The following is a 1857-nucleotide window of genomic DNA, read 5'->3' as shown; positions in this document are numbered from 1 at the left end:
CGGCACTACCCCGGTCGGTCGTGGAGCCGGCCAGTGGCCGGCACCGCCAGGCTGGTCAGCCCAGCAGGGTTTCCAGCACCGCCATGCGGACGGCGACGCCGTTGGCGACCTGGCGCAGCACCCACGACTGCGGGCCGTCGGCCACTTCGTCGGTGACTTCCACGCCGCGGTTGATCGGGCCGGGGTGCAGCACGGCCGCATCGGTGCCGGCGCGCTTGAGGCGCGCGGCATCCAGGCCGTACTGCGCGTGGTACTGCTCGATCGAGGGCACCAGGCCTTCTTCCATGCGCTCGCGCTGCAGGCGCAGCATCATCAACGCGTCGGCGCCTTCGAGCAGGGCGTCGAAGTCCTGGCCGACGATGCAGCCCTTGAGGGTGTCATCGTCGGGCAGCAGTGACTGCGGGCCGCAGACGCGGATTTCGCCCACGCCCAGCGTGCGCAGCGCATGCAGGTCGGTGCGGGCCACGCGCGAATGCTTCACATCGCCGACGATCAGCACCTTCATCTTCGAGAAATCGCTGCCCTTGGCCTGGCGCAGGGTGAGCATGTCCAGCAGGCCCTGGGTGGGATGCGCGCTGCGGCCGTCGCCGGCATTGATCAGCGCGGTGCCTTCGCCGGCGGCGGACGCCAGTTCGGCCACGGCGCCATCGTCGGGGTGGCGCACGACGAACCCACGCACGCCCATCGCTTCCAGGTTCTTCAGCGTGTCGCAGGCGGTTTCGCCCTTGCGCGTGGACGAGGTGGACGCATCGAAGTTGAGCACGTCCGCACCCAGCCGCTGCGCGGCCAGCTGGAACGAGCTGCGGGTGCGCGTGGAGGGTTCGAAGAACAGCGTGCACACCGCCGACCCGCCCAGCACATGGCGCTTGTTGCCGACCCGGCCAACCGCCGCATCGCGGATCTGACCGGCGCGGTCGAGCAGCTGCAACAGGGTTTGACGGGGCAGACCTTCCAGGGTCAGCAGGTGACGCAGGCGTCCATCGGAATCAAGTTGCGAGGCGGTCATGGGCAGGGTCTGGGCTCAGGAAACGGGGGTGGCGTCGTCGGGGCTGGACAGCCAGCGTTCGATGATCACCGCGGCGGCCACCGCATCCAGGGTGGCGGCATCGCGGCGACGCTTGCGCCCTTCGGCGCGCTCGACCGCGAACCGGCGGGCCGCCTCGACCGAGCTGGAGCGCTCGTCGACCAGCACCACCGGCAGCTTGAAACGTTCCCGCAGCTGGCGGGYAAAGCCCTGCGCGCGCTTGCGGTTGGGCTGGTCCTGGCCGTCCAGGGTCAGCGGATCGCCGACTACCAGGCCATCGGGCCGCCACTCTTTGATGAGGCGTTCGACCGCGGCCCAGTCCGGTCCGTTGCCGTGCACGTCGATCACCGCGATCGCCCGCGCATGGGTGCCGAACGAACTGCCGATCGCGACACCGATCCGGCGTGAGCCGACATCGAAGCCGAGCACCGTGCCGTCGCGACGGATGCCCGGTGGCGTGCCGGCAGACGCCGCTGGCGTGACCGGCTCAGACATGGCCGCTGTAATCGGTGAGGCGGAACAGGTCCACGCCGATCCGCGACGCCGCGCCTTGCCAGCGCTGGTCCAGCGGCGTGCTGAACAGGATATCGGTATCGGCCGGCACGGCCAACCAGCTGTTCTCGGACAACTCGCTTTCCAGCTGGCCTTCGCTCCAGCCGGCGCAGCCGAGGGTGACCAGCGCATTGCGTGGCCCTTCGCCGCGCGCCATCGCTTCGAGGATGTCGCGCGAGGTGGTCAGGAACACGCCCTGGCCAACGGCCAGGCTGGAATCCCAGCCGCGTGCATCGTCATGCAGCACGAAGCCGCGCTCGGGATGCACCGGGCCGCCATTG

At 69.9% G+C, this 1857-nt stretch carries 3 protein-coding genes; all 3 read right to left on the bottom strand.

The genetic code is table 11. The annotated features are described in order from the left end of the window. Positions 1-55 precede the first annotated feature (55 nt). Positions 56-1006 carry an aspartate carbamoyltransferase catalytic subunit gene (locus AC1DR7_RS20275; protein ID WP_256775707.1) on the bottom strand — a complete coding sequence of 317 codons (951 nt, stop codon included), beginning with the start codon at positions 1004-1006 and terminating at the stop codon, positions 56-58. Positions 1007-1021: 15 nt separating this feature from the next. Further along, positions 1022-1519, bottom strand: coding sequence for a Holliday junction resolvase RuvX (gene ruvX, locus AC1DR7_RS20270; RefSeq protein ID WP_478076670.1), 498 nt, complete (start codon positions 1517-1519; stop codon positions 1022-1024). Further along, the coding region (locus tag AC1DR7_RS20265) for a YqgE/AlgH family protein (RefSeq protein ID WP_478076669.1) at positions 1512-1857 on the bottom strand (346 nt) is incomplete at its 5' end. The genes ruvX and AC1DR7_RS20265, both read right to left, overlap by 8 nt.

The organism is Stenotrophomonas sp. P5_A9 (assembly GCF_056400525.1).
Note: the sequence above shows the minus strand (reverse complement) of the source record. Positions and strands in the feature narration are given on the sequence as shown.

Coding starts and splice junctions, on each gene's coding strand:
- AC1DR7_RS20275 (WP_256775707.1), bottom strand. CDS start 1,006: ATGACCGCCTCGCAACTTGATTCCGATGGACGCCTGCGTCACCTGCTG.